General features: G+C 56.8%; 16 protein-coding genes, 1 tRNA gene, 2 pseudogenes and 1 riboswitch. Of the genes and pseudogenes, 5 read left to right on the forward strand and 14 right to left on the reverse strand.

The genetic code is table 11. The annotated features are described in order from the left end of the window. Positions 1–6 precede the first annotated feature (6 nt). From MHN28_RS18160 to MHN28_RS18185, 6 genes are all read right to left on the reverse strand, one after another. Complete coding sequence (locus MHN28_RS18160) at positions 7–1,137, reverse strand: murein hydrolase activator EnvC (protein WP_239343989.1); 1,131 nt, start codon at positions 1,135–1,137, stop codon at positions 7–9. Next, positions 1,134–2,651: a 2,3-bisphosphoglycerate-independent phosphoglycerate mutase gene (gpmI, locus tag MHN28_RS18165; RefSeq protein WP_239343990.1), complete on the reverse strand. Its 1,518-nt coding sequence runs from the start codon at positions 2,649–2,651 to the stop codon at positions 1,134–1,136. The genes MHN28_RS18160 and gpmI overlap by 4 nt, the downstream gene beginning before the upstream one ends. A 104-nt stretch (positions 2,652–2,755) precedes the next feature. Beyond that, on the reverse strand, positions 2,756–4,429 hold the full coding sequence (locus MHN28_RS18170; RefSeq protein WP_239343991.1) for a sulfatase-like hydrolase/transferase: 1,674 nt from the start codon (positions 4,427–4,429) through the stop codon (positions 2,756–2,758). 73 nt (positions 4,430–4,502) lie between these two features. Continuing rightward, entirely contained in the window at positions 4,503–4,739 is a 237-nt protein-coding gene (nqrM, locus tag MHN28_RS18175; RefSeq protein ID WP_239343992.1) for a (Na+)-NQR maturation NqrM, read from the reverse strand. A gap of 15 nt (positions 4,740–4,754) precedes the next feature. After that, a complete protein-coding gene (locus tag MHN28_RS18180; protein WP_239343993.1) occupies positions 4,755–5,780 on the reverse strand; it encodes an FAD:protein FMN transferase in 1,026 nt (341 codons plus the stop codon). 67 nt (positions 5,781–5,847) lie between these two features. After that, entirely contained in the window at positions 5,848–6,033 is a 186-nt protein-coding gene (locus tag MHN28_RS18185; RefSeq protein WP_239343994.1) for a hypothetical protein, read from the reverse strand. A gap of 121 nt (positions 6,034–6,154) precedes the next feature. Between MHN28_RS18185 and MHN28_RS18190 the strand changes: the two genes are divergently transcribed. The 3 genes and pseudogenes from MHN28_RS18190 (at position 6,155) to MHN28_RS18200 (ending at position 9,072) form a co-directional block, all read left to right on the forward strand. Next, on the forward strand, positions 6,155–6,679 hold the full coding sequence (locus MHN28_RS18190; RefSeq protein ID WP_239343995.1) for a CBS domain-containing protein: 525 nt from the start codon (positions 6,155–6,157) through the stop codon (positions 6,677–6,679). Positions 6,680–6,777: 98 nt separating this feature from the next. Further along, positions 6,778–7,776: pseudogene (locus MHN28_RS18195) on the forward strand (GDP-mannose 4,6-dehydratase). A 13-nt stretch (positions 7,777–7,789) separates the two neighbouring features. Beyond that, a pseudogene (locus MHN28_RS18200) lies at positions 7,790–9,072 on the forward strand (nucleotide sugar dehydrogenase). A gap of 56 nt (positions 9,073–9,128) precedes the next feature. On the opposite strand, the gene nqrF reads toward MHN28_RS18200, so the two are convergent. Genes nqrF through MHN28_RS18230 form a run of 6 tightly spaced genes read right to left on the reverse strand, consistent with a single transcriptional unit; the run spans position 9,129 to position 14,989 of the window. After that, entirely contained in the window at positions 9,129–10,352 is a 1,224-nt protein-coding gene (gene nqrF, locus MHN28_RS18205) for an NADH:ubiquinone reductase (Na(+)-transporting) subunit F (protein ID WP_239343996.1), read from the reverse strand. A gap of 10 nt (positions 10,353–10,362) precedes the next feature. Next, on the reverse strand, positions 10,363–10,971 hold the full coding sequence (gene nqrE / locus MHN28_RS18210) for an NADH:ubiquinone reductase (Na(+)-transporting) subunit E (RefSeq protein ID WP_010441340.1): 609 nt from the start codon (positions 10,969–10,971) through the stop codon (positions 10,363–10,365). After that, positions 10,971–11,624 carry an NADH:ubiquinone reductase (Na(+)-transporting) subunit D gene (locus MHN28_RS18215; protein ID WP_170614094.1) on the reverse strand — a complete coding sequence of 218 codons (654 nt, stop codon included), beginning with the start codon at positions 11,622–11,624 and terminating at the stop codon, positions 10,971–10,973. Before MHN28_RS18215 ends, nqrE begins: the two co-directional genes overlap by 1 nt. Then, the gene (locus MHN28_RS18220) at positions 11,624–12,439 is read right to left on the reverse strand and encodes a Na(+)-translocating NADH-quinone reductase subunit C (protein ID WP_239343997.1); all 816 of its coding nucleotides are present in this window, start codon (positions 12,437–12,439) and stop codon (positions 11,624–11,626) included. Before MHN28_RS18220 ends, MHN28_RS18215 begins: the two co-directional genes overlap by 1 nt. Next, positions 12,432–13,640, reverse strand: coding sequence for an NADH:ubiquinone reductase (Na(+)-transporting) subunit B (locus MHN28_RS18225; RefSeq protein WP_239343998.1), 1,209 nt, complete (start codon positions 13,638–13,640; stop codon positions 12,432–12,434). Before MHN28_RS18225 ends, MHN28_RS18220 begins: the two co-directional genes overlap by 8 nt. A 5-nt stretch (positions 13,641–13,645) precedes the next feature. After that, positions 13,646–14,989, reverse strand: coding sequence for a Na(+)-translocating NADH-quinone reductase subunit A (locus tag MHN28_RS18230; RefSeq protein WP_239344033.1), 1,344 nt, complete (start codon positions 14,987–14,989; stop codon positions 13,646–13,648). Positions 14,990–15,277: 288 nt separating this feature from the next. Here MHN28_RS18230 and MHN28_RS18235 point away from each other — a divergent pair, with 288 nt between their 5' ends. Together MHN28_RS18235 and MHN28_RS18240 are read left to right on the forward strand one after the other, a co-directional pair. Then, positions 15,278–16,393, forward strand: coding sequence for a class I SAM-dependent RNA methyltransferase (locus MHN28_RS18235; protein WP_239343999.1), 1,116 nt, complete (start codon positions 15,278–15,280; stop codon positions 16,391–16,393). Between the two features lie 99 nt (positions 16,394–16,492). Further along, positions 16,493–16,569: transfer RNA gene (locus MHN28_RS18240), tRNA-Pro, on the forward strand. A 90-nt stretch (positions 16,570–16,659) separates the two neighbouring features. On the opposite strand, the gene MHN28_RS18245 is transcribed toward MHN28_RS18240, so the two are convergent. Continuing rightward, entirely contained in the window at positions 16,660–17,256 is a 597-nt protein-coding gene (locus tag MHN28_RS18245) for a hypothetical protein (protein WP_239344000.1), read from the reverse strand. Further along, on the reverse strand, positions 17,253–17,645 hold the full coding sequence (locus tag MHN28_RS18250) for a hypothetical protein (RefSeq protein ID WP_239344001.1): 393 nt from the start codon (positions 17,643–17,645) through the stop codon (positions 17,253–17,255). The genes MHN28_RS18245 and MHN28_RS18250 overlap by 4 nt, the downstream gene beginning before the upstream one ends. After that, a riboswitch (SAM-I-IV-variant riboswitch) is annotated at positions 17,643–17,752 on the reverse strand. Its footprint overlaps the gene before it by 3 nt. Positions 17,753–17,853: the final 101 nt, after the last annotated feature.

Below are 17,853 nucleotides of genomic sequence, written 5' to 3' on the forward strand. Positions count from 1 at the left end.
ACTCGTTTATCCATCCTTGTCGGTCCGAAACCATGATTCCGGGTCCACGGGGGTATTATTCTGTCTTACCTCTATATAGAGCGTTTCTGACCGGTCAGTTCCAGTGCCATCACTGCTTGTTGACAAAATAGCGCCGATTTCGGGCGTTTCACCGGGCATCAGCCCAACCGGAGTCCCTTCGGGAATCACCTGACCGGTGTCGCCATAAACCTCCTGCAGGCCTGAAAACACGAACAACAAACCCGGTTGAGGCTCAAGGATCATCACATTCCCAAGCTCCAGCAATGGTCCCCGGTACCGGATTGTCGCTGCTGTCGGTGATGTAACAATTGCACGTGGTCGCGTGGCCAAAACCACTCCGGGGCGATTCACGCCCGCCGCATCGGTCTCATTTGCGCGGTGCAGAACGACCCCTTGGGTTGGTAAGGCGATCTGCCCCTTCCTGTTCGAAACATCCGCGTTTGTCTCGGCAATCTCACCTTCCGAGATTTCGGACAGACCGCTGGCAAAACCATCTAGTGTTTCGGTCGACGAGATCAGGATAGCAGTGCGCACCGGGTCTTCGACAAAACGGCGCGGCAGGTCGGTGCGGTCGGCTATGGCCTCACTGAGCCTGGTGCGCGCATTCTGAACGCCAGTCAGCCCTTCAACCAGAGTTTCCGAGGCGTTTTGCTGTAGTTGGCGCAGGGTTTGAACTTCTTGCAGATCGCGGGCCAGAGCCTGCGCGCGGGCGTTCAAACCAGGCGTGACCTCGGACAACATCATACCCGCCCGCGCTGACCCAAGAGGGCCAGATGGATGCAGCATCAGAACAGGGGGCGCGGTTGTTTCAATGGTCTGCAACACGCCCAACAGCTGCGCCACATCCTTTTCCCGCGCACGTAGTTCCGCCGTCAATTGCGCCTCGCGTGTGGCGGCCATGCGCAACCCGTCACGCATCGCCGACAACCCGGCCTCATAGGCTTGAATGGTCTCGGTAAGGGCACGAACGCGATCACGAGCCCCGTCCGCTTCGGTCAGGTTGATCGACGCCCGTTCCAGCATCCGGGCGGCATTCAGAGCCGCCGTAGACGGATCGTTCTGAGCGCTGGCGGACGAAGCCAAAAACAACGCCAGGATTAGCGCGCGCGCCCTCATGAAAGCAGGCTCTGACCCGTCATCTCTGGCGGTTGCTCAAGCCCCATCAAATCCAGCAATGTTGGAGCCAGGTCGGAAAGACGGCCATCGCGCAAAGTCGCACCCTCTGGTCCACCGACCAGCGCCACCGGCACCAGGTTCAGCGTATGTGCAGTATGCGGGCCGCCCGTTTTCGGATTGACCATGACTTCGCAGTTGCCGTGATCAGCGGTGACGATCATCGCGCCACCGACCTTGTTCAACGTGGCAACAACCTGCGACAAACCCAGATCGACAGCCTCGCAAGCCTTGAGGGCAGCCTGCAGATCACCTGTGTGACCGACCATATCCGGGTTGGCATAATTGGTGACGATCAGGTCATACCCCGCTTCGATCGCTTCAACGAATTTGGCGGTTACTTCAGGAGCCGACATTTCAGGCTGCATGTCATAAGTTGCAACTTTAGGCGATTTCGGCATGTAGCGGTCTTCGCCTTCCTCAGGTGTTTCCTTCCCACCATTGAGGAAGAAGGTGACATGAGGGTATTTCTCGGTCTCGGCCAAGCGGAACTGCCGCAAACCCTTCTTGGCAACCCATTCACCCAGGGTATTCACGATATCCCGTTTGGGAAACACGGTCGTCATGTAGGCATTGTGACCGTCTGAATACTCGACCATGCCAAGCAAAGCAGATAACTGCGGGCGCGGACCGGTTTCGAATTCGGCAAAGTCTGGCTCGCCAATGGCCCGCAGGATTTCGCGTGCGCGGTCGGCCCGGAAATTCAGGCAGAAGACACCGTCGCCATCTTTGATGCCGTCAAAGCCTGCAAGTACTGTGGGCACGATGAACTCATCCGTTTCCGACTGATTATAGGCGTGATCCACAGCCCCATGCGAAGTCGTCGCGGCACGGCCCTGGCCTTTGATCATTGCATCATATGCTTCACTGACGCGTTCCCAGCGATTGTCCCGGTCCATTGCAAAATACCGCCCGCTGACGGTGACGATACACGCGCCGTCGGGCAGCTGATCTTCAAGCTCTGCCAGATAGGTAAATGCGGATTTTGGTGCAACGTCTCGTCCATCCGTGATAGCGTGCAATGCCACTGGAACACCCGCGTCAGTGATTGCTTTGGCCGCCGCGACAATATGGTTCAGGTGACCGTGCACGCCACCGTCCGATACCAAGCCCATCAGGTGTGCCGTCCCGCCCGCGGCCTTCACCTTGGCAATGAATGCCTGCAAAGCTTCGTTTTCAAAGAAACTGCCATCCTCAATCGCCAGATCGATCTGCCCCAGGTCCATCGCAACAACGCGCCCCGCGCCGATATTTGTATGGCCCACCTCAGAGTTGCCCATCTGACCGCTGGGCAATCCGACATCCGGCCCATGTGTGATCAGCGTGGCGTGTGGCCCATTGGCCATGATCGCATCGAAAGTCGGAGTTTTCGCCAGATAAGGCGCGTTGGATTGCGTGTCATTGGACAGGCCCCAACCATCAAGGATGCACAGGACGACGGGTTTGGGGGCGGTCATTGAGGCTCTCCGGATTTCTGCTCTTGCTCGGTCTTGTATCTTCTGGCCTTTGGCAATTGAACCGTGTTTTACGCGGTGGCGGCCAGAATTAATGCCCCGACGGCTCATTCCCTGTTCGTAATATCCTGATATGGGCGCGCTTTGCGGCCGCGATACTTTACGGTCAGGTCCAACGGCGCATCGTTTTCGTCATAAACCCCTACGACGACCCCCCTACCCCGGCTTTTGGTCCGCATCTCGATCAACTGTTGTTCCGACCGGGTTGTGCGCTGCGATTGGCGGCGCGTCCAGGCAAACAGATGGTCGTACATCTCGGCGATAGCTTCGGCATGGTCCGCTCTGTCTCCGAGATCGGTGAGTTCCTCCGGATCGTTTTCGAGATCAAAGAGGATTGGCCGGTGCCCGCCTTCACAATGGATCAGCTTCCACTTCTTGTTGACCGCCATGAACATCACCGCATCTCTTACCGAGGCGTTAAGAACGTCCGCAATCGGCGACGCCGAGTAGTCGTATTCGCAAATCACCACATCGCGGGGCGTTTCGGTCTGTTGCCCATGCAGGATCGGCAACAAGGAATGCCCTTCCAGGATATGACCCGCAATATCTCCGCCCGCCACATCCACAAATGTCGGGGCAAGATCGATGGATTCGACCAGCGCATCGCTGACTGTGCCACGGGTCGCGTCAGCTTCGGGCGACGGGTCGTAGATGATCAACGGCACCTTGGTTGAGGCGTCGTGGAAGAACGTTTTCTCTCCCATCCAATGATCGCCCAAAAAGTCGCCGTGGTCCGAGGTCAACACGATCATCGTGTCCTCCATCCGGCCCGTTTTCTCCATCCATTCAAACAGGCGGCCCATCTGATCGTCAGCCTGCTTGATCAACCCCATATAAGCCGGGATCACCGCATCGCGCACGTCCTGGCGCGAGAATGTTTGGCCTATCTTGGTATCCATGAACGCCCGCAAAACCGGATGAGCATTCTGACGCTCGGCCTCGGACCGGACCACGGGCAACACATGCTCGGGACCAAACATCGAGGCGTAGGGTTCCGGCACGATGTAAGGCCAATGCGGTTTGATAAAACTCAGGTGACAGCACCACGGGCCATCATGCATTTCCATGAAATCGATGCCCCGACCTGTCAGATAGGGGGTTTCGCTGTCCTCTTCAGCAATATTCGCGGGCTCAGCCGAGTTTTTCAGAAACCAACCCGACAGGACGTTGCCATCCGCGTCCAGCCCGGAATTGGCAAAGTCGTGCCAGGGATTATCACTCTCATACCCTTTGGCGGTCAGGAACTTGCTGTATTCCTTCGCCCCATCCGGATCGTAGTAGCCGTCCGGTCCTTCCGGCAGCATTCCGTCGTCACGTTCAAAAACGTCGAACCCGCATTCCGCCACACGCGCGCCGATCAGACTGTCGGGTTCCAGACCCAACCGCGCCATCCCCTCGGCATCCGCCCGCATGTGGGTTTTGCCGACCAACCAGCAATCCATGCCGGCTTTGCGCAGATGATCACCCATGGTGACCTCACCAACTTTCAGAGGAATGCCATTCCACGAGGCACCGTGAGAATGCACATAGCGCCCAGTATAGGTAGACATGCGCGAGCTGCCGCAGATCGGAGATTGAATATATGCCCGATTAAAGCGCACGCCTTTCGCGGCCAACCTGTCAATGTTCGGGGTTTCCAGATACGGGTGACTATAACAGCTCAGGTAATCCCAGCGCAGCTGGTCGAACATGATGAACAGGATGTTTTTGGCTTTGGCCAAGTCAGCGTCCTCCCCGAATTTCTCCGGGGATTACTTAGCCAGTTTCACCCTCAGTGCGAAGCAGAAACTGCCGTCAGGCCTGGCGTTCCATCTGGTCCAGCATTTTCTTGGCGCGTTTGCACTGCAACTGATCGCGCAAAGGGCTGTTCGGGTCGACATCTTTCTTGCAGACCACGCATTTGTCCGCGCCCGAAATCGCGTTCAGACCGCCGCAACTGCCCTTGATGGTCTTGCCCATCAGCATGACACCAAGGGACATGCCAACCACGATGATCAGCAGCAGAAAGAAAGCTATGATAAAGGTGCTCATTCCGGTCCCTACCCGTCAGTTGGTGCCCAATGCGTCTTTGAACGCAGTGCTGTGTACCGTGATATAGGCATCTTCGCCACCTGTCACATCCCGCGAGATGAAATACACGGCAAGATTATGTTCCTCGGCCAGTTCCATGCCCTTTTCCTGACCCAAGGCCAACATCGCCGTCGCCCAGGCATCTGCCATCATCGCATTTTCAGCCAGAACAGTCACCGAAGTCGTGCGGTGCGTGATCGGGCGGCCCGTCGTCGGATCGATGATATGCGAATAGCGCACACCGTCCTGTTCGAAGAAGTTCTTGTAATCGCCCGAGGTCGCCATACCGAGGTTGTCCAATTCAACGATCAGTTGGATATTCTGAGCGCCTGCTTCGGGTTTCTCGATCCCGATCCGCCAAGCCTCGCCCTTGTCATTCTGACCCATGGTCACCAGATCGCCGCCGATTTCGACCATGTAGTTTTCGATCCCGGCGTCGCGCAGGGCACCGGCTACAGCATCAATGCCATACCCTTTGGCAATTGCGGACAGATTGATACCCACTCCGGCATCCGACTTGGCCAGAGTACCGTTTTCGCTGTTCAACGTCAGCAGACGCGCCTGACCGACGCTGTCGAGCGCTGTTTGAATGTCGGCATCCGATGGTACTGGATCTTCGGGTTTGCGCGGACCAAAGCCCCAAAGCTCGATCAGCGGGCCAAGGGTGACATCAAATGTACCGCCCGATTTTTCATGTACGTCGTTTGCCGCCGCGATGACAAATGCGAATTCGTCCGACACTTCGGTCGGAGCGGTGCTGGTCGATGCGGAAAACGTCGAAACTTCGGAATTGGGGTCCCAGTTGGACATCTTGGCGTTGACTTCGGCCAGAGTGCCTTCGACGGCCACGGCCAGCGCGTCCTCATCCACATCCGTGCCGATGGCGGTGACGTTGAAGGTGGTGCCCATAGTTTCACCTGACAGGCGCACCACTTCGGGTTCTTCGTCGAACAGACAACCGGACACAAGTGTTGCGACAGCCAAAACAGGCAAAAGGCGCATTGAGAGACCTCCTGAGGAAAACCGTGCCCGGCATATGCCAGCGGCCCCCCGCAGAGTCAAACCGCCATCAGAGCTTTAGCGGCAGGAACCCCAACACCAGCAATCCAACGCCTGCCGGGACACCGAACAACCAGGCCTTTTTCTGCCAGCCCGACGTCTGCTGTTTCCAGGCCATTCGAAAATTGTGCCCGCACACCACGACTACAAAGAAAATCAGCGCAGCGATGGGCGGGGTTAGGTAGAGCTCAGACAACGGGCCGGATATCCTTGTTTTACGGCAGTTTTCCCCGGTTGAGGCATTTGCACCCTATACAGACCGGTTGGCTGCGTTAAGGTGTAGATAAAGCCATCTCAAAAATAAGAGGAGATTGCCAATGGCCCCAACCTCATATCAGCCCCCCACCCGTGGCGACAAGGCCGATACAAGCACCCACAGTCAGTCGGTTGAATCCAACCTGTCGCATACCCAGACGACAGTGGCCAAATTGCTTGAGGGCAAAGGGGATGCTGTATTTTCGGTGCGCCCGAATGACACGATCCACTCGGTCGTGAACACTCTGAAGGAAAAACGGATCGGTGCCGTTGTCGTGACCGACCAGAACGGTGCACTGCAGGGCATTCTATCCGAACGCGACATCGTGCGGCGCATGGCCGATACACCTGGTCAGACTTTGCCGCAATCCGTTGAGGATCTGATGACGCGTGAGGTTAAGACATGCTCGCAGGATGATCTGCTGAATGATGTCCTGAAGACCATGACCGAAGGGCGTTTCCGTCACATGCCAGTTCTGAGTGACGGCAACCTGCGCGGTATCATCACAATCGGAGACGTGGTTCATTTCCGACTGAAGGAACTGGAATACGAAGCGCTGCGCATGAAGCAAATGATCGTCGGCTGACTGGTCCGGCAGAGTTTCCCTTTGACCTTGTGCGGCCGACAGTATCCTTGCTGCTGCAATTGAGTTGGCCATAGGTCGAGGGCGGAAAGAAGCGGGTTTTGGTTACTGGAACAGCGGGATTCATCGGCTTCCATCTGGCAAAGCTGCTGCGCTTCCCGAAGGATCTCGGGTGCACGGCTATGATGGGATGACGGACTATTACTACGTCGTACTGAAGAACCGCCGACACCAAATGTTGCTGCAGAACCCTGGGTTCTCGGCAACCGAGGACTTGCTGGAAAACGCCGAAAGGCTGTTGCAGGTTGCCGAGGATTGTCAACCAGAGGTGATCGTTCACCTCGCCGGTCAGGCCGGTGTGCGAATCGTCCTTAAAAGTCCTCGCAGCTATATCGACTCGAACATCGGCGGCACCTTCAACATGATGGAGGTGCAGACATAAGTTCGAGCACCTGTTGATGGCCTCTACGTCCTCGGTTTATGGCGCGAATGAAGTGATGCCGTTTACCGAGGTTGAAAAAGCCGACACGCCCCTGACCATCTACTCCGCCACCAAAAAAGCGAATGAGGCCATGGGCCACTCCTATGCGCATCTTTGGGGCGTGCCGACAACGATGTTTCGGTTCTTTACCGTTCACGGCACCTGGGGATGCCCTGATCTGGCACTCTATATATTCGTAGATGCCATATTAAATGAACGCCCGATCAATATCTACAATCACGGCGATATGTACCGGGATTTTACCTATGTGGATAACTTGGTCCGGGGGATCAGACTGCTGATTAATGTCCAGCATATTCGCCCCGCCAATGCAGAGGAAATCGCAGAAGGTGACAGCCTTTCGCCAGCGGCACCGTGGTGCGTGGTCTATATCGGCAATGCCCACAAAGTCAGGCTGATGGATTTTGTGGAGGCAACCGAAGACGTCATCGGAAAGAAAGCAATCCGAAACCACATGCCAATACAGATGGGGGATGTTCCTGCGGCCTGGGCCAACGCCGATCTGCTGCAACGATTGACGGGGTATCGTCCCCAGACCGTTTTTAAAACGGGATCGCCACGCTTCGTGGAATGGCTCCGCGATTACCACGGAAAATAATCTGAGAAGTCGAATGTTCGAAACTAACCCCAGTTCCCGCAAAATTGCCGCTATCGGGTTGGGCTATGTCGGCCTGCCTCTGGCCGTGGCTTTTGGTAAGACCGGACCATTCATCGGGTTCGATCTTAATGCTGAACGGATTGAGGCATTGCGCGCGGGTCAGGACAGTACACAGGAAGTCGAGCCTGAAGATCTGGCTGCGGCGACAGGTCTGACCTTTGCGACGAATCCTGCCGACTTGGCCGCATGTGATACACTTATTGTCACCGTTCCGACGCCCATCACAGCGGGCAAACAACCGGATTTATCCCCCTTGCTAAGCGCGTCCGAGACCGTCGGACAAACTCTGAAAAAGGGCAATTTGGCTATCTACGAAGCTACTATCTATCCGGGCGCAACCGGGGAAGACTGCGTACCAGTACTCGAACGCGTTTCCGGGTTGTTATTCAACACAGATTTCTTTGCCGGCTACAGCCCCGAACGTATCAATCCTGGGGACAAGACACACCGATTTCGGATATCTGTAAGGAGACTGCTGTCTCAACCCCGGAAGTAGCCGATCTGGTGGACGGGCTTTATGCCCGGATCACCGCAGCTGGAACCCATAAACCTGAAAGCATCCGCGTGGCCGAAGCCGCGAAGGTCATCGAAAACACGCAACGCGATCTGAACATCGCACTGGTCAACGAATTGGCCATGATCTTTGGGCGTCTGGGCATCGATACCGACGCCGTTCCACGCGCCGCTGGAACAAAGTGGAATTTCCCGCCCTTCCGCCCCGGGCTTGTCGGCGGGCACTGCATCGGCGTAGATCCCTATAATCTGATTCATAAGGCCGAGGCTTTTGGCCATTATCCGCAAATCATCCTGGCCGGCCGTCGCTTGAATGACAGTATGGGTAGCTTTGTGGTCTCACGACTTGTCAAACGGATGACACGCGTCGGTATCGATGTGGGGTCTGCACGTGTTTTGGTGATGGGCCTGACGTTCAAAGTAAACTGCCCGGACCTTCGCAACACGAGGGTTGTCGATATCATCGAAGAGCTTGAGGACGATGGAATAAGAGTTGACGTGCACGATCCGCACGCTGACCCAGACGCGGCACGAGCTGAAAATGGAATCTCACTTACCGCACCCCCCGAAAAGGGCGCATACGACGGTCTTGTGCCAGCTGTCGCGCATCAAGAGTTTCTCGCAACTGATCCCGCGCAATTTCGCGCTTTGGGTAAGGGCACAAGTGTGCTCTTTGACGTCAAATCATGTCTGCCCCTTGAGGTCAGCGACATACGCCTCTGAATCATTGCCCCCAAAAAAAAAGAAACCGGCGCTTTATGCCCCGGCTTTTTTGTTTCTTACCCGCCGAAATCGTCGAGCATGATGTCTTCGCGGTCCACGCCCAGATCCAGCAGCATGTTGATGACCGACTGGTTCATGATTGGCGGACCACACATGTAGAACTCGCAGTCCTCGGGTGCCGGGTGGTTCTTGAGGTATTCCTCGAACAGAACGTTGTGGATGAAGCCGGTATAGCCTTTCCAATCGTCCTCAGGCTGCGCATCCGACAGAGCAACATGCCATTCGAAATTCTCGAATTCTTCGGCCAGCGTGTCGAAATCCTCGACAAAGAACATCTCTTTCTTTGAACGCGCACCGTACCAGAAGCTGATCTTGCGGTTGCGGTTCTCAAGACGCTTGAGCTGGTCAAAGATGTGGCTACGCATCGGCGCCATACCAGCACCGCCACCGATGAACACCATCTCTTTCTCGGTCTCGCGGGCAAAGAACTCACCAAACGGACCCGAGATCGTGACCTTGTCACCCGGCTTCAGGTTGAAGATGTAGGACGACATCTGACCCGGAGGGATGCCTTCCGACCCCGGAGGCGGTGAGGCAACACGGACGTTCAGCATGATCATACCCTTTTCGTCCGGATAGTTGGCCATCGAATAAGCACGTTCGATCGGCTCGTTCACAACCGACTCGTACTGCCACAAATTGAAGCGGTCCCAGTCCTCGCGGTACTCTTCCTCAACGTCGAAATCAGTGTATTTCAACTGGTGCGCAGGGGCTTCGATCTGGATGTAGCCACCGGCGCGGAAATTCACATCCTCACCTTCGGGCAGGTCCAGCGTCAGCGCCTTGATGAAGGTCGCTACGTTCTCGTTCGAACGCACCGTGCATTCCCACTTTTTGACACCGAAGACCTCTTCCGGGACTTCAATGTCCATGTCCTGCTTGACCGCAACCTGACAGGACAGGCGATCGCCGCAGGCAGCTTCACGCTTGGTGATATGGCTCTCTTCGGTCGGCAGGATAGACCCACCACCCGAATGCACACGCACACGGCATTGCGCACAAGTACCACCGCCACCGCAGGCTGACGGGACGAACAGCTTTTCAGCCGCCAGCGTCTGCAGCAGTTTGCCGCCCGCAGGAACGGAGATGGTTTTCTCACCGTTGATGGTTATGTTCACATCACCGGTCGACACCAGCTTCGACCGCGCGGCCATGATGATAGCCACCAACGCAATAACGATCAGGGTAAAAAGGACGACGCCCAGGCCAAAAGTTTCCATCGACGCCTCCTTACAGCTTTACGCCCGAGAAGGACATGAAGGCCATGGCCATCAGTCCTGCGGTGATGAAGGTGATGCCAAGACCCTGCAGACCATCCGGAATATCCGAATACTTCAGCTTTTCACGAACGCCCGCCATCGCGGTGATCGCCAGCGCCCAGCCAAAGCCCGAAGACAGACCATAGGTTGCGGCTTCGGCGAAGTTATAGTCACGCTCAACCATGAACAGTGAGCCACCCAGGATGGCGCAGTTCACCGTGATCAGTGGCAGGAAGATCCCCAGCGCGTTGTAGAGAGGCGGGAAATACTTATCCAAGACCATCTCAAGGATCTGAACCATCGCCGCGATCACGCCGATATACGAGATCAGGCCGAGGAAGGTCAGGTCCACATCCGGGAACCCGGCCCAAGCCAGCGCGCCCGGCTTCAAGAGATAGCTGAGCAGCAGGTTGTTCGTCGGCACGGTGATCGCCTGAACGACCATCACCGAGATACCCAGTCCCAGCGCCGTCGAGATCTTCTTGGAAACGGCGATGAAGGTACACATGCCGAGGAAGAAGCTGAGCGCGAGATTTTCAACAAAGATGGCCTTTACGGCCAGTGAAATCAGACCTTCCATCAGTGGGCCTCTACCTGCTGAATTTTGTATTCACGTTCTTCGACCTGGTTCGGCTTCCATGTACGGAAGGCCCAGATGATCAGACCGATGATAAAGAACGCGGACGGCGGCAGCAGCAGCATGCCGTTTGGCACGTACCAGCCACCATTGTTGACGGTCTCCAGAATGGTGACGCCAAACAGCGATCCATTTCCGAACAGCTCACGAATGAAGCCGACCAGCAGCAGGATCAGACCGTATCCCATACCATTGCCCATGCCGTCGATGAAGGACGCGACCGGAGGGTTCTTCATCGCAAACGCCTCGGCGCGGCCCATCACGATACAGTTGGTGATGATCAGGCCAACGAAAACCGACAGGGTTTTTGAGATCTCGAAGGCATAGGCCTTGAGAACCTGATCCACCAGGATCACCAGCGAAGCGATGATCACCATCTGCACGATGATCCGGATCGAACCCGGGATCTGGTTGCGCAGGCACGAGATGAAGAAGGACGAGAACGAGGTCACGAAAGTAACCGCCAGCGCCATCACGAAGGAAACCTGCAATGACGAGGTCACCGCCAGCGCCGAACAAATGCCCAGCACCTGCAAGGTAATCGGGTTGTTGTCGACAAGCGGGTCGACCAGCATCTCTTTCTTGGTCTGAGACATCAGAACTCTCCTGCTTGCAGTTTGGCCAGGAACGGAGCGTAGCCCGCATCGCCCATCCAGAATTTCACCAGGTTATCGACACCAACCGAGGTCAGCGTGGCACCGGCCAGCGCGTCGACATAAAACTCAGGACCAGCGGCGGGTTGCGACTTGGCAACGGTGATCTGCAGATCGCCCGCGTCATCGCGCAGCCTTTTACCGTTCCACAACGCTCTCCAACGCGGGTTGTCCACCTCAGCTCCAAGGCCAGGTGTTTCACCGTGCTGATAAAACTGCAGGCCGAATATATCGTTGCCGTTATTCTCCAGGGCGATAAAGCCAAAGAGCGTAGACCACAGGCCATAGCCATGAATCGGCAGGATCACCTTGTCCAAATCACCCGCATCATCGCGCAGCAGATAGATCACGCGGTACTTCGACTTGCGCCCAATGCCCGCCGGGTCGTCATCCAGTGCGACACTCAACTCGGGGTCGCTGGCGGCGGCACTATCGTCAAAGGTCGCTGGATCAAACCGGTCATCAACGAATTCGCCTGTGGCCAGCTCAAGAACGTGGGGTTCAAATGCAGCGAAAGCCTCGCTCACGTTGATGCCCGGCTCGTAAACACCGGCCACTTGCAAAACGTTGACCTGCCTGTCCTTCAGGGCGTTTGCTTCCTGCACCGGGCGCAGGCTGACAGCTGCAGCCGAAACGACCATCGAAGCAACCAGACAGACGGCGACGGCAACAAAGATCGTCTTGCCAACCGAGTCCGGCGAAGCCGCCAGGAACCGGGCAATCGCTCCCTTGGGTTCTTGGGGTTGCGTATCAGACATGGCGACGCGCCCTCCGTTTGATGTTTGCCTGAACGACGAAGTAGTCGATCAGCGGTGCAAAGACGTTACCGAACAGGATTGCCAGCATCATGCCTTCGGGGAAAGCGGGGTTCACCACACGGATCAACACAACCATGACACCGATGAGCGCACCGTAGATGTAGCGACCCAGATTGGTGTGACTTGCCGAAACAGGTTCAGTCACCATGAAGGCCAGACCGAACGCGTAGCCGCCCAGCACAACGTGCCAGTACCACGGCATCGCGAACATCGGGTTGGTATTCGAACCGATCAAATTCAGCAGCCATGTGAACGCGATTGTTCCGGCCAGACAGCCCACAATCAGGCGATAGTTGGCGATCTTGGTCATCAGTAGGAAGGCCAGACCAATTATGCACGCCAATGTCGATGTCTCGCCAAAGCTGCCCTGAATGGATCCGAAGAAGGCGCTGGACCAGGTGATGCCCTCAGCCGCCAGTGCCTGAACGCCCTCAGCGGCGGTAACCCCCAGCGCGGTTGCGCCCGAGAACCCGTCGACCGGTGTCCAGACTGAATCGCCCGACATTTGAGCCGGATAAGCGAAGTACAGGAACGCGCGTCCCACGAGTGCTGGATTAAGAAAGTTCTTACCAGTGCCGCCAAACACCTCTTTACCGATCACAACACCGAAGATGATGCCCAAAGCCACCTGCCAGAGCGGCGTGCTCGCAGGCATTATCAGCGTGTAGAGCATTGAGGTTACAAGGAAGCCCTCATTCACTTCGTGGCCGCGCACGGTGGCGAAGATAACCTCGAAGATACCCCCTGCCACAAGCGTCACGATGTAGATCGGCAGGAAGTAAAGCAACCCGTGCATCACGTTGGCAAAGATGCTGGAAGGGTCCAGAGAAATGCCAAACATCTGCAACAGGGCAATCCGCCAGCCCGTGGCTGAGTCCGGCCCCAGCGCCGCAATCGCGGAATTCGCCTGATAGCCGGTGTTCCACATGCCCCACAAGATACAGGGGATTGTCGCGATCACGACGTAAGTCATGATCCGCTTCATATCCACATAAGACCGCGCATGGGGTGCGACGGTGGTTACAGTTTTCGGAGTGTAGATGAAGCTTTCGACCATCTCATAGATGGGGAAATACTTCTCGTACTTGCCGCCCTTAGTAAAGTTCGGCTCGATCCGGTCAAAGAAGTTGCGCAAACCCATTCGGATCAGCCCTCCTTTTCAATCTTGGTCAGGCAGTCGCGCAGCGCCAGCCCGTATTCATATTTCGCCGGACAGGCAAAGCCAACAAGGCCCAGATCCTCTTCGTCCAGCTCTAATGCACCCAGTGCCTGCGCAGAGTCTGTGTCCATAACCAACAGAGCCCGCAGCAGCTGTGTTGGCAGGTAGTCCTGCGGCATCAGCTCTTCGAACGTGCCGGTTGGCACCATTGCACGACGTCCGCCATTCAGGTTGGACGTGAGGGCAAACAGCTTCTTGGCAAAGGCCGAACCCAGAACGGGTTGAACAGCATATTTCGACGGCATCGGAAGAATCCAACCCAGCGTATTCTGGTCGTGATCCTCGCGGATGATGCTGATCTGGCGTGCGAAACGACCCAGATAGGCTTGCGGACCTTCGGCATGGCGCCCCGAAAGGATCGAGCCCGAGATCACGCGGGCCGTGCCGTCCACATTGATCTCGTCGCGCGTCAGATCGTCGGTCGACGCACCCATAACCGTGCGGATCAGACGTGGCTGGCGCGCACCGGGGCCGGACAAGGCAACCACAACGTTTGGATCAAGGTGACCCGTCTGCATCAGGCGGCCAATCGCGATGACATCCTGATAGCCAATCGTCCAAACCTGCTTTTCACCTGCCAGCGGTTCAAGAAAGTGAATGTGCGTTCCGGCCAGACCTGCAGGATGAGGTCCCGAGAACGCCGCGGCCTCAACACTCGCTACATCAGCGCCCGGAAGCGTGTCACCGTCTTTTTGGCACAGGTAGGTCTTGCCCTCGGTCAATTTGGCAACGGCACTTAACCCAACAGCAAAGGCGTCGGCCGCATCCTTGATAATAACCGCAGCGTCAGCAGCCAAAGGCTCGCTGTCCATCGCAGTCACGAAGATCGCTGCAGGCTTGGTGCCCGGCTCGGGCATCTTCGAGTAGGGCCGCGTCCGGAAAGCAGTCCACAACCCGGCTGCGCAAAGCCGCGCGGTCAAACCTTCGGCACTGTCGGCGTCACCCACACCCGAAAAGTCCAGACCCGTGTCATTGGCGTCAGATACCTCGATCACGACACTCTGCAGAACCCGGCGTGCGCCACGGTTGATGGCCACGACCTTGCCGCTGAGCGGGGCGACCATCATCGCCTCTGGCACGTCCTTGTGGCAGAACAGAGGTGTCCCCCGCTGAACCACTTCACCTTCCTGAACCAGCATGCGCGGTTTCAGGCCCAGGTAATCGGCCCCCAAAACCCCGACTGAACTGAATTCAGGCCCCGGTTGGATTGTTTGTTCAGGCGCACCCTGCACCGGCAACTCCAACCCTTTTTTCAGTTTGAAAGTTTGCATGTCGCTACGGTCTTCCAAGCCTCTTTCCTGCAACACATCGTTCCCACCACCGCATAGTGGCACAAAACGATCTGTATGTGGGAGCCTGCGAGCAAAAAAGGCGCATAGCACCTGTTTTCGTTCCAAGCTTCGTTGTGATCAGGGACCCTTTACGCGGGGACGGTGCCAAACGCAAACCCGTTACAGCCGAAATTACCGATAAAATGTCACTTTCCTTGGAAGCCCGGCATTTTCCCCGGCTGAAATTGCATGTCGCACCCGCATCACTTCCGGTGTAAGCACCGAAATATGGAACCAAACGACGATCTTGAAATCTTTCTGGTGGCCACGCCTGGCCTTGAAAGCCCATTGCGCGCCGAGGCGGCCGAACAGGGATTCGCGGGCGCAAAAATTGTACCGGGCGGCGTAACCTGCCGGGGAAACTGGCCCGAGGTATGGCGGGCCAACCTCTGTCTGCGTGGAGCGAACAAGGTTCTGGTACGGGTGGGCGGTTTTCCCGCAGTTCATTTGGCGCAGCTGGACAAGAGGGCGCGAAAATTTCCTTGGGCCGAGTTTTTGCGGCCTGATGTTCCGATCAAAGTCGAAGCGACGAGTCGCAAGTCCCGGATCTACCACGCCGGCGCTGCCCGGCAGCGTGTCGAAAAGGCGATCACCGAAACCCTCGGCGCACCGATTTCAAATGAAGCAGGCGTGCGTGTTCTTCTGCGCATTGAAAAGGACCTGTGCACTTTTTCCGTCGATAGCTCTGGTGATCCTTTACACAAGCGCGGCCACAAACCCGCAGTCGCCAAGGCCCCGATGCGCGAAACCATGGCAGCGATGTTTCTGCGCGAGTGCGGATTTGACGGGTCCGAGCCGATTTTGGACCCGATGTGTGGATCCGGCACATTCGTCATCGAAGCGGCCGAGATCGCGTTGGGGCTGCGCCCTGGCCGCTCGCGCAGCTTTGCCTTCGAGGATTTGGTCAGTTTCGACCCCGACCTTTGGTCGTCAATGCGCCAGCAACAGTCTCTTATCAAACCGGACGTTGTCTTTCATGGCTCAGACCGCAATACCGGAGCGATCGAAGCATCTACCAAAAACGCGGAACGCGCCGTAGTAGCAGAAGTCACAATGTTTCAGACGCGTTCGGTCAGCGACATTAGACCCCCGTCGGAGGCCGCGGGTCTCGTCATCGTCAATCCCCCCTATGGAACACGGATCGGAGATGAAAAGCGGCTGCGATCCGTTTACGGCAGCTTGGGAAAGTCTTTGCAGTCCCGGTTCAAAGGCTGGCGTGTCGGCATCGTGACCAGTAATGCATCCCTGGCCCGCTCAACGCGCCTGCCACTTCTGCCGCCCGGCCCAGTTGTGGACCATGGAGGAACAAAAATCCGACTGTACCAGACCGATGTTCTGACCTGACACGATACCGAGGTGAGAGCGGTCACGCGCAATTCAGGCTGGCGGCCAAAAATCCCTCTTGCACATCCAAATCCTCGGGTATAGATCACGCGCCACGGTCGGAGTGTAGCTCAGCCTGGTAGAGCACTGTCTTCGGGAGGCAGGGGTCGGAGGTTCGAATCCTCTCACTCCGACCAATTAAACCATATAGTTATATGATTTCTGCTGTGTGCGGGTTCAGTGTAATCCCACACCAACCCCACACCATCATCCTATTTTGACCGGTTTCAAGCATCAGATGGGCGTGCTTGCGCCTCCAGCGATGACAACACCCGACGCCGAGCCAACTCACCTGCAGCAACCTGATCGTCATTCGCGTGCATCTGCCGCCGCAACTCTTCCTCGCCAAGCACCGTGTAGTCTTCGATGATCAGTGGAGGGTTCATCGCCCGACGCATCGCCTCGGTACCTGCACGCTCCATCAGTTGGCCTCGCGCATCCAATTCCTCGAACGGGACAAGCAGGTCGTGGTTGAGGTACTGCAGCGTGTCCTCCTGCGCCATGTGGATCGCCCACTCGTGACGCACCTGAGCAGGGGTCATGGTGCCGCCGCTCCGGATAAACGTCGCAGCCAGCTTCAGAACACAACGCCACTGGCGCTCGGACACTGCACGCGGATCAATGTCGATATCATGACCACCTATACCGTAGACCGCGCGGTTGTAGGCCTCGGCCACCCGGTGGGTTTGACGGATGGTGTTGAGGCCTGTGCGGCGGCGCTGAAGGTCTGACTGTGTAAGAGCCTTCGCCAATGCGTCGTCCTGCTCAGCCTGTGCTGGATCGATGATCTGCTCCTCTCCGGAGCCCGCCATGTGAATGCTCATACTCGGTCTCCTTCAGTTTGAGCGTCCATCAGGGCACGCAGCAGTTCTTCCTCTGAAAGCTCGTCCGAGATCGGGGCGTCAGTGTCGTCTTCGATCTCATCAGGCAGTTCGCCTGCCCAGAGCCGATAGTAAGACGCGACAGTGTGGGTGGCGATTGCGTCAGGACAATCGAGAACGAAGCTTTCGCCGTCATGCACGCGCCAGATTTGATCCGAGTAGAATGCCGGATAGCCCATGTCTTGGGCAGCACCCACCTTCTCAGGCCGAACGATCAGGTCAGACCGAACCCATGTCTCGGGTTTGATGTTCTCGGGTTTAGCATGTGGGTCACGGTCTTGGCCCCACGGGGTTGGATCGGACCATCCAAGCACGGTGTTGATATCAGCCATTGCTGATCTCCTTCTTCGACTGAAGCGCATGCCGCAATGCGCGGAAACCACCGGCGGAGAACCGGTTGGTGGCCAGACGGGATTGCCCGGCACTCTTCATGCTTTGTGTTATGGAAACAGGGTTCCCTATCAGGGTCCTCTGTAAACTCAGTATGACAAAAAGTGCGCATTCCTAACTGTCACAGCCGAGGGCGAGACTGAGCCTAGA

Origin of the sequence: Ruegeria sp. Ofav3-42 (assembly GCF_022347725.1) — a bacterium.
Lineage (GTDB): Bacteria > Pseudomonadota > Alphaproteobacteria > Rhodobacterales > Rhodobacteraceae > Ruegeria.

Excerpts from the sequence above, each read along its gene's own strand:
- MHN28_RS18215 (WP_170614094.1), bottom strand. The coding sequence starts at position 11,624 with ATGTCTCAGACCAAGAAAGAGATGCTGGTCGACCCGCTTGTCGACAAC.
- nqrM (WP_239343992.1), bottom strand. The coding sequence starts at position 4,739 with ATGAGCACCTTTATCATAGCTTTCTTTCTGCTGCTGATCATCGTGGTT.
- MHN28_RS18245 (WP_239344000.1), bottom strand. The coding sequence starts at position 17,256 with ATGAGCATTCACATGGCGGGCTCCGGAGAGGAGCAGATCATCGATCCA.
- MHN28_RS18235 (WP_239343999.1), top strand. The coding sequence starts at position 15,278 with ATGGAACCAAACGACGATCTTGAAATCTTTCTGGTGGCCACGCCTGGC.
- nqrF (WP_239343996.1), bottom strand. The coding sequence starts at position 10,352 with ATGGAAACTTTTGGCCTGGGCGTCGTCCTTTTTACCCTGATCGTTATT.
- MHN28_RS18225 (WP_239343998.1), bottom strand. The coding sequence starts at position 13,640 with ATGGGTTTGCGCAACTTCTTTGACCGGATCGAGCCGAACTTTACTAAG.
- gpmI (WP_239343990.1), bottom strand. The coding sequence starts at position 2,651 with ATGACCGCCCCCAAACCCGTCGTCCTGTGCATCCTTGATGGTTGGGGC.
- MHN28_RS18250 (WP_239344001.1), bottom strand. The coding sequence starts at position 17,645 with ATGGCTGATATCAACACCGTGCTTGGATGGTCCGATCCAACCCCGTGG.
- MHN28_RS18180 (WP_239343993.1), bottom strand. The coding sequence starts at position 5,780 with ATGCGCCTTTTGCCTGTTTTGGCTGTCGCAACACTTGTGTCCGGTTGT.
- MHN28_RS18190 (WP_239343995.1), top strand. The coding sequence starts at position 6,155 with ATGGCCCCAACCTCATATCAGCCCCCCACCCGTGGCGACAAGGCCGAT.
- MHN28_RS18160 (WP_239343989.1), bottom strand. The coding sequence starts at position 1,137 with ATGAGGGCGCGCGCGCTAATCCTGGCGTTGTTTTTGGCTTCGTCCGCC.
- MHN28_RS18220 (WP_239343997.1), bottom strand. The coding sequence starts at position 12,439 with ATGTCTGATACGCAACCCCAAGAACCCAAGGGAGCGATTGCCCGGTTC.
- MHN28_RS18230 (WP_239344033.1), bottom strand. The coding sequence starts at position 14,989 with ATGCAAACTTTCAAACTGAAAAAAGGGTTGGAGTTGCCGGTGCAGGGT.
- nqrE (WP_010441340.1), bottom strand. The coding sequence starts at position 10,971 with ATGGAAGGTCTGATTTCACTGGCCGTAAAGGCCATCTTTGTTGAAAAT.